Origin of the sequence: Blautia massiliensis (ex Liu et al. 2021) (assembly GCF_052064225.1) — a bacterium.
GTDB lineage: Bacteria > Bacillota > Clostridia > Lachnospirales > Lachnospiraceae > Blautia_A > Blautia_A fusiformis.
Genome location: NZ_JBQHWA010000072.1, coordinates 1 through 1,974 on the forward strand (window position 1 = coordinate 1; position 1,974 = coordinate 1,974).

Here is a 1,974-nt window from a genome sequence, read left to right on the forward strand (position 1 = left end):
TGTTTATGCAAAAATAATTTCCTTTTCCACAATCTCCCTCGCACAAGCCCTTATGTTATTCGTTCTTCCAGTCCATTCTAAGGCGTTTTCTGCCTTTAGCTGTTCCGTTATGCCCTGTGCCTGTTTCATACCCTCTATGAGCCTTTCAAAGCGTTCCTGTGCCTGTCTGTTGATGTCGGCAAGGTAGGCGTTTAGCCTGCCGCTTGTAAGAAGATTGGTGTATGTAACTTTACGGTACTGTTTTAGATAATCTAAATGCCGTTGCCCCCAGATGCCTATTGCCTGTTCTTCTTCGGCGGGTACAGTTAAGCACGGTATCAAATAATCCCCTTGCCTTTCGTATTTGCCGCCCAGTTCCTCAAATAATGATTTTGCCATTGTCTGTTACCTCCACATTCTTTTTTATTTTGAATGTCCGCAAAATCCGTCCTACATCTATGGGATTACTTGGAAGATTCCAGTGCATAATCACACGACAATAATTATGAAAATCCAATCCTTCCTGTCCGATTGATGTTGTGGCGAGCACAAATGGACGCATTGGTGAGTTAAAGGCATTTCTGATATTTTCTTTACGCATGACTACCTTGGAATTATCTCCTGCATCCTTTGTAAATCCAACTGCATAACTCGACCTTATTCGACATCCATCACTCTTCCTGTCAGCTCCGTTAATACGTTTTTTGAAATCAGGATAAGTATCAGCGATATAGGTGGCTGTATGTATCTTCAATGAATCCATCATCATGTCATGCACAATCTGATACTGATTTCCATCCGACTGAAAACCTGCTGTTTCTTTCAGCATATGGATATATTCATCAATCATTGCCTGAAAACAGCCATCTTTACAGTATTTAAGTACATTCTGCCAATGGGAATTATCATCCCTGCATCTGCCATAAGCAAGATCAATGATAGCTGTTGACTCCGGCAAATTGAAATTATTGACAAATACCTTTGCAAGCGATGTTGCTCTGGCTGTGCTTCTTCCATTAGAACGATAAATGCATATTGCTGGCGAACCCAGTACCATATTTACCAATGTTTCCAGAAGATCCTCCGGCTTTCTTCCAAGATGAATCTCCTCCGGGGCATCCAAATAACTTCTTAGCTTATCAATATGAGCAATAAAGCCCTTATTTCTCTTATCCTTTGAACTGCTTCTGACCTCAGATGTTGTATCCTCTTCGTCTGTATTCATTTCCCACACAATATCCTCTATCCAATGCTTTGCATAGATGACTCCATCCATGAGCATCGGTGCAAGATAATACCACCTGGCATCTTCCTTATTGTTACCCGAATCACCATACTTTTCTTCGATTATCGCAAGCTTCTCTTTCAGTTTCAGCCGTACAGATTTCTCTATTACTTCTAATGATTCATGATTATTCAATGACTCAATCGGTAAATACATATCAGAAAGTGTCTTTGAAGGATAAAGCAATGCAAACAGGCTCATGCCTCTTACTTCTCCATTTGAAACATTAAACCTGAGCCTTGCCACCGGGTATCGTCTCGAACCATCCGCAAAATACCCCGTATTCTTCTTATCCTGATTCTTTATCTGATGTACCAGTTTTCCAACTGTAAGTCTTTCCGCCTCATAGGAAACAAGCGCACCTATCATTCGTGGAACCATCTCCCATGCAGAAAATACAAGTATTTTTGAAAAGCCTTTGCTGTTTTTATATGCTCCCTGCATCTCATAATATGGCAGTGATGGAGGAATCCACAGATATTTTTCTGCACCGCCGGTAAATGCTTTTTCTTTCAGTGCCTCAAGCCTTGCATTGGTTTTCGGCAGTTCATCATATTTATTGATTTTATTGCGATTCAGCCACAAGAGACATTGTTCTCTTTCACTTCCAAATTCATCTTGATGTTAGCATCTAATTAGTACAAAACAAAAATGAGATATTCCCTTGATACAAATAAAATGTATAATAACAAGAGGAGGAACTCATCATG

General features: G+C 40.2%; 2 protein-coding genes. Both read right to left on the reverse strand.

Translation table 11 applies throughout. The annotated features are described in order from the left end of the window. Positions 1-3: 3 nt before the first annotated feature. Positions 4-378, reverse strand: coding sequence for a TnpV protein (locus ACTNDQ_RS15280; RefSeq protein WP_441064991.1), 375 nt, complete (start codon positions 376-378; stop codon positions 4-6). After that, on the reverse strand, positions 359-1,849 hold the full coding sequence (locus tag ACTNDQ_RS15285; RefSeq protein ID WP_441064992.1) for a hypothetical protein: 1,491 nt from the start codon (positions 1,847-1,849) through the stop codon (positions 359-361). The genes ACTNDQ_RS15280 and ACTNDQ_RS15285 overlap by 20 nt, the downstream gene beginning before the upstream one ends. Between the last annotated feature and the right edge of the window lie 125 nt (positions 1,850-1,974).

What these genes read in the sequence shown, in the direction of transcription:
- ACTNDQ_RS15280 (WP_441064991.1), bottom strand. Translation starts at nt 378, where the DNA reads ATGGCAAAATCATTATTTGAGGAACTGGGCGGCAAATACGAAAGGCAA.